Origin of the sequence: Romboutsia sp. (assembly GCF_035470145.1) — a bacterium.
Taxonomy (GTDB): domain Bacteria; phylum Bacillota; class Clostridia; order Peptostreptococcales; family Peptostreptococcaceae; genus Romboutsia_D.
On record NZ_DATIRC010000013.1, the window covers coordinates 1 to 6,725 of the forward strand.

The following is a 6,725-nucleotide window of genomic DNA, read 5'->3' on the forward strand; positions in this document are numbered from 1 at the left end:
AGCCATATAACCTATAGCATTTACTATTTGTAGTGCTTTTTTATCTTCACTATTATAAGTTAAAAATAATACATCTACACCATCTAATAACTCTCTCACATAGTCTTTATCTACATCTTGGTTTATATTTATTTTTTCTAAATTCATATTATGCGCTACCTTGTTAGATATAGAATCTAAAGTATTTATACCATCTTCACCTATACCTATTATTTTAGCACTTTGCGTTTTTTCTATTGTATTCATTTTATCTCCTTACTAATTAGCTAAGTATATTAAGATATATCCTTTAGCAATTTTGAATATTTATTGTTGAAAATTTTAAATAAAGGAACTCCTATTATAGTTATTACCACAAATTGACTAAAGAATAAGTGTAATACTACTTCACTTATTATTATAGCATTTACTAAAGTTTGCCACAATGATGCTATTAATATATACTGGTTTATCCTTTTAATATTATAATCACTTTAATATCTTTTTAGCTTCAGATATTCTTTGAATTGCTGTTATAAGTATAATAAAAGAAAATAAGTTTATTATAATATTTAAATTATTATTAATTAACATCATAAGTGAAAACATAATAAAGCCTTCACTTCTTTCTGCTATTCCAGCTTGATAGTAAAATGATTTTATTCCGCTTTTTTCACTAACTGCTCCAACTGTTAAAAATATTACCATTGATATTAATATTGAAGCTAAAAGTATTATTAAATTAAATCTAACATCTATAAATTTCATTCCTATTACAAGTATTATACTTATTTCAACTATTCTATCAAAAGTTATGTCAAGTACTGTTCCAAAACTTGATGATGAATTTGTCTTTCTTGCTATCGCACCATCTATTGCATCTAAATAGCCTGATATCCATAAAACAATTACTGCAAATATATTTTTATCAAAATATAATAATACAGAGGATACTATTCCAAGTATTAATGCTAAAGATGTTACATTATTAGCACTTAGTTTTAGTTTTATAAAAAAATTTGCTCCACATTCTATAAATGGATTAACATATTTTCTTGCGTGTGTATCTAACATATTTTCCCCTTCTTCTTTAGTCTACTTCTTTTAGTCTATTCTTTAAAAGCTTATTTTTGAGTATTATAGATATTATAAAAAGTAATATAAGCATAGCTATAGATGTATAAAATTCTATACTACTTATATTTACTGACTTTGCTCCTATATTTGTAAATACTGCTATCCCTGGTATTGTTCCAAATAAAGTAGCTCCCAAAAAGTGCTTATATTTAACGTTTGTTAAACCTGCTCCATAACTTATTACATCAAATGGAAAAAGTGGTATTAATCTTAATAAAAATATTATATAAAAGCCATTTTTATTTATTAATTTCTCTATGTTAGACAACTTCTCATTAGAAATCTTTTTAACTAAATCATATCCTAAGTACCTTGCTATAAAAAATGCAAGACTTCCTCCTATTAGTGCTCCTATAGTTGTATATATATATCCTTTACAAAATCCAAAAATAAGTCCTGATGCTATAGCTAGTATTGAATCTGGAAAAAATGTCAAAGGAACTATAGAAAACATTATTATATATATGATAGGCGCTAAAATTCCAAAAGAACTTATATAATTTTTTATACTATATATATCTAAATCATTACTTATAAATTTAGTAGTTAATAATATAAATATAGATATAAGTACTATTATTATCATTTTTTTTAAATTTTTATTCATATTTTCTCCTATTACTTAGTTTGTATCTATTGTTCCATGATATTATACTAGATTGCTGGTTTTGAGTAAAACATTTTTTATTTATAATTTCTTTATTAAACATTAAATCTAATACATGAATAGACTTTTTATCTCCTATTAACATGGATTTTGTACAAGTTTCACAATAACATATTATGTATTCTACATTGGTTTGTAAGCATCTTCTTTTTATTTGATTTATTTTCTTTTCATTATCTATAAATATAGATCCACAGCAATTTGAATTTTTCTTATTTTTTTCGAACTCTACATAGTTAACACCAAGACTGTCTAATATATACCTAGAGCTTTCATATATTGAATTTTCACCTCTTATTGCACATGAGTCGTGTATAGCAAATTTTATATCTACATCTTTATAATGATTTAATAAACTTTCATCTATTCCTTTTTCTTTTATTACATCTAATAAAAAAGATACTTTAATATTTCCACTATTATTCTTAACTGTTTTATAGCAATTAGGGCATGCTGTTATTACTTCTTTTATATTATTGTCCTTTAAAGTTTCATCTAATTTTTTATAATATTTATTAAATGACTTATTATCATTTATCATAATACTAGGTTTGTAGCAACAAGAAAAACTTATACCTATATTTTTTATATGTTTTTTTAAATATTTATATATATTTAAAATTATGTCTTCATTATATCCACTTAAACTACATCCTGGCATAAAAATCACGTCACTGTTTTCATTTATAAAAGTTTTATTAAATACTTTGTTGCTACTATTTATTTGATGAAACTTAAATGATGCTAATCCCATTTAATTACCTCCAATTTAATTTAATATAAATATGGATTGGCATAAGCCAATCCATACCTACTCTTCCTTTAATTTCACATCTATACTACTATTATTTTTTTCATTGTATATTTTCTTTATCATAAAAATTAATATACTCAAAGCAAATAAAGTTAATATTCCCATCATCATAATCTTAGCAGAACCTGTTAACATATCCCCTACATATGAATATACAATAGTAGCAGGAAGTTGACCTATACCCGTTGCTATAAAAAATGACATAAAGTTCATTGATGTAAGCCCTGCTGCATAACTTACAAGGTCAAATGACATAAATGGTAAAAGTCTTGCTATTAATATAGTATGTTTTCCGTATTTTTCAAAAAACTCATCAACACTATCTAGTGCATATTTACTTGTAAGCTTTTCTACTACATCTCTTCCTAAGAATTTTGCAATGTAAAAGCAAAGAGTCGCTCCTGCCATAGCACTAGCCCATGATAAAATTGCACCATAAACCCATCCAAATAAAGCTGCATTTGCAAATGTAATTAAAAATGCAGGAAGTGGAGCTGCCACTGATTGTAATAACATTAATAAAAATGATATTATTGGTGCTAAAATTCCAAATGAAAGTATATATTCTTTTATAGCATCTAAGTTAAGCATACTTAAATAAAATACCATTTGGTTTACATTTTTCTTAACTGCTGGTACAAATAAGTATATACATAAAATTACTAGTACTAAGCCTAACTTTACTAATAATTTTCTTCTTTTATTTTCTATTTTAATCACTCCTAAATTTATTTAACTACTTCATTATTGTCATCTGTTTTCCATTCATGGTATGATGTATCAGAGTTTCTAATATTTTTATATCCTAGATTTTATTGTACGTAATTATTAGGTTTTATGTGTTGCTTAACTATTGTATCATAACTTTACTATAAATCTTATATATACTTTGATTTCTTATTATAGTTATTTCTTATATATATATAGATTATATCTATCTATATATTAACTTATAGTCTTATTCTTTTTAATTTTAACTTCCTATTACAATAAAATACCACCTATTAATACATTGTTTAAAGGTTAAAATATCTTTGTAATATTCTATGAAAGGAGACTCTACTTTTTAATATTAATTTAATTAGTAGAAACTATAAAAATGATTATAAGTATTACTGATCAAGCTAAAAGTAAACTTAATCAACTGTTTATCGAGCTTAATATCTCTAATAAAGTTTTTAGATTATATATTAGAGATATTAGCGAATTATATGGTCCTGTTTTTGATATAGCTTTGGATAAGTCTACACAAGATGATGAAATCTTTAAATGTGATGGTTATAGTGTAATTATAAATAAATATTTAGCTAGTAAAATAAATGCTGTAAATATTTATTTTAAGCCTGCTATAAGTAAAAGTGGATTTAGAATAACTACCGATTTGGAATGGGAAGAAGAATATTATGATTGTAAATGGGCTCAACCTTTACAGATAAGTAATTTAATATTAAATGAAACTACTTATGATTATATATCAATAGTTCATATTAAAACAAAAGCTCCATAGATTTAATTCTATGGAACTTTTTTCTCTTTAAACTCATTCTTTTTGTTATCATTTTTGATATACTATTTGCATAAAATGTTGTTAATGAAATTTAACTTAATATTATCTAAAGTAATTTTTCTCTCTTGCTGTTTTTTGTTCATTTCTAAGATTGCGTTGTTTAGTCAAAGTTTTGTTACTATATTTAGGTTCTCTTTCAGCGGCTATTTCTACGTTAACTTCTGTGCTGTTAGCACCATTTATGCCTAATTCTTCTGCTACCTCTGCTTTTTCTGCTTTATAATCTTGCATCTTTTTTATGTTTGCTCTTTTTCTATGAGTCATGTTGCCACATCCTTTTGGTTTTATTTCTATATTTATTATTTCACCTATTCCTTTTTTAAATTCTTGTAAAAATTTTCATATATGTATATAAATTGCTATCTAATTTCCATGTATATCTTTAAATTTTTCTTTATCTATCATAACATCACTTTTTCCATAGGCTGCTTTGCTAAATATTTTTTCAGCTTCTATTAAATCGATTCCTTTTATAGTCATATTTTCAGGTTTAGCTTCACCTAAGCCATCTTTATATAATCCATATAAATAACATACTGCCTGTGGTAAAAACCCAAGTAACCTTGCTCCTATAACATCTGCTGCAAGAGGGTCAGTAGATGCAATGATTAATCCTGGTGTATCTACTGCCATACCATTTGTAGGCCCTGTTCCTATCATTGCTTTATCACAGCTTATTATACTTAAATCTATAGGAACTTTATTTGCAAAGCTTCTTATAAATCCATGTAAGTCTTCGTGTATTCCTGTTTGTTTTTTAGGATATCCATGAATCTCAGCTGGTGGCCATCCCATTGCTATGTTTTTTATAGCTGCTGTTACTGTTGCTTCTTCATGTTGCTTTAGTTGAGTAAATGATATTATAACGTTAGCTTCATTTATTACTTTATTTATAGGAGTTGATTTTATTATTTCATGATTTAACTCTAAATCTATGTATGGTCCATAGTTCATATCAACAAATTCTACACCTTCATCTTCCATTACTTTATCATATCCTACTTCTTTCATAACATCTGGAGTTTTTGCCCCTCCTGAACCTGTTGCTATGTATATTTTAGATGGATTTTTAGTTTTTACGTATTGTATAAGTTTTTTAAGTGTTTTAGGTCCTACCACTACACCATCTTTAGGTTGTCTATCTTTTACCCAATTTGGCGTTATTATTACAGTGTCTCCTTTGTTTATTACTTTATCTATTGGCAATAAATCTAGTGCTTTTTCTAATGATTTCCCTTCACTCATTGCTTTTGTTAGTGCTACTATTGGTTCTTTTACTTTACGTTCTCTTATCATAATTTCACCTCATTGTAATAATTCATCTATTAAATTATTTACATTTATGAATATAAAGATACAAAAAAATCCTCTTAGTTTAAGTAACTCATGAGGATTTTAACATTTCATCAAATATTTTATTTTGTATATTCATAAATCATTGTCACAAAAGCCTTAATATCAATAGTTCCTTCTTGTATAGGAGTAGGAACACCATTAGTAGCATAAACCTTTAAAGAATCATAACTTGGATAAGTACTATAACGCTCCTCACATATTGATAAAGGCGTCATATTCAATTCAACATTCATACAATTAGACATCTTCTTCGCTTTTTTAGTTGCATTTATAATAGCTTTTTGTAGTGCATTTCTATAAAAAACATTAGGGTATTTAATAGAAAAATCTACACCAAGTACAGTATTAGCACCATTTTTAGTAGATGTATCAATTACAGTTCCAACCTTAGATATATCATCTACCACTATTTTGAAAATATGAGTAACCTTATATCCAACAAGCTTTTTAGTTGACTCACTGTAATCATATATAGGAATTATATTGTATTGTAGCGTTTCAATATCTTCTTTTGGTATACCTAAATCATATAATGAATTTAAAAGTTGATTTGCTAGTTTTGAATTTTCAAGTTGAGTTTCACTTGCTTCATTTCCTTGTGTAACAACTCCTAGTCTAACTATCGCTAAATCAGGTTTTGTGCTTATAACACCTTCCCCATAAACTGTTAAAGTGTTCTCTTTACACTGACAACCATCATCTCTAGTTGATTTTTTTGCATTACTATAAAATTGATTATATGGATATTTTGTAGGAAAATAATTCATAACTCCCCCTCCTTTAGCATTCCTATATTATATTAAAGAAATTTTAAATATGTGAAACATTTTAAATTTATCCTTATATTTACCATATTAGGTATATAAGGCTTTGAAGGTGGTAGATGTCTCAATTTAATTTTAATTAAATCCCCCTACTGAACGAAATAGTTCCTCCCTCTTTTTATTAAATCTTCATAAAATTTTCTAAATCATCTATACTCCTATCATACTGTATAAAGCTTTTTTTATTTTTTATACGAATATATTATTTAAGTTCTTTTTTTATTGGTATAACATATAATCTATGGATAATTAGTTATTTTTATATGAGCCTTAAAATTATAGTTATAAAACATATTAATTTTACTTAGTAATCATTTTAATATATAATATATTGTACATACCGAAAGGAGAGATTTAGTATGGCTATAAAAATAATTACCG

General features: G+C 25.7%; 8 protein-coding genes and 1 pseudogene. 1 reads left to right on the plus strand and 8 read right to left on the minus strand.

Features of this window, described 5'->3' with window-relative positions; all coding sequences use genetic code 11:
* The 5 genes and pseudogenes from VLM92_RS00410 to VLM92_RS00430 all read right to left on the minus strand — a co-directional run.
* Positions 1–246, minus strand: a pseudogene (locus tag VLM92_RS00410) (cell division protein); the annotation flags it as partial.
* Between the two features lie 222 nt (positions 247–468).
* Positions 469–1,053: a CDP-alcohol phosphatidyltransferase family protein gene (locus VLM92_RS00415; RefSeq protein ID WP_325274380.1), complete on the minus strand. Its 585-nt coding sequence runs from the start codon at positions 1,051–1,053 to the stop codon at positions 469–471.
* 16 nt (positions 1,054–1,069) lie between these two features.
* The gene (locus tag VLM92_RS00420) at positions 1,070–1,723 is read right to left on the minus strand and encodes a TVP38/TMEM64 family protein (RefSeq protein ID WP_325274381.1); all 654 of its coding nucleotides are present in this window, start codon (positions 1,721–1,723) and stop codon (positions 1,070–1,072) included.
* The gene (locus VLM92_RS00425; RefSeq protein WP_325274382.1) at positions 1,716–2,537 is read right to left on the minus strand and encodes a (Fe-S)-binding protein; all 822 of its coding nucleotides are present in this window, start codon (positions 2,535–2,537) and stop codon (positions 1,716–1,718) included. Before VLM92_RS00425 ends, VLM92_RS00420 begins: the two co-directional genes overlap by 8 nt.
* 57 nt (positions 2,538–2,594) lie before the next feature.
* On the minus strand, positions 2,595–3,317 hold the full coding sequence (locus VLM92_RS00430) for a TVP38/TMEM64 family protein (RefSeq protein ID WP_331681644.1): 723 nt from the start codon (positions 3,315–3,317) through the stop codon (positions 2,595–2,597).
* Positions 3,318–3,696: 379 nt separating this feature from the next.
* Here VLM92_RS00430 and VLM92_RS00435 point away from each other — a divergent pair, with 379 nt between their 5' ends.
* Positions 3,697–4,104 carry a hypothetical protein gene (locus VLM92_RS00435; protein ID WP_325274383.1) on the plus strand — a complete coding sequence of 136 codons (408 nt, stop codon included), beginning with the start codon at positions 3,697–3,699 and terminating at the stop codon, positions 4,102–4,104.
* Between the two features lie 102 nt (positions 4,105–4,206).
* Here VLM92_RS00435 and VLM92_RS00440 read toward each other — a convergent pair whose 3' ends face one another.
* The 3 genes from VLM92_RS00440 to VLM92_RS00450 form a co-directional block, all read right to left on the minus strand.
* Positions 4,207–4,428, minus strand: a complete 222-nt coding sequence (locus VLM92_RS00440) for a hypothetical protein (protein ID WP_325274384.1) — start codon at positions 4,426–4,428, stop codon at positions 4,207–4,209.
* A gap of 99 nt (positions 4,429–4,527) precedes the next feature.
* Positions 4,528–5,460 carry a DUF362 domain-containing protein gene (locus VLM92_RS00445; protein WP_325274385.1) on the minus strand — a complete coding sequence of 311 codons (933 nt, stop codon included), beginning with the start codon at positions 5,458–5,460 and terminating at the stop codon, positions 4,528–4,530.
* A 119-nt stretch (positions 5,461–5,579) separates the two neighbouring features.
* Positions 5,580–6,287, minus strand: coding sequence for an SIMPL domain-containing protein (locus VLM92_RS00450; RefSeq protein ID WP_325274386.1), 708 nt, complete (start codon positions 6,285–6,287; stop codon positions 5,580–5,582).
* Positions 6,288–6,725: the final 438 nt, after the last annotated feature.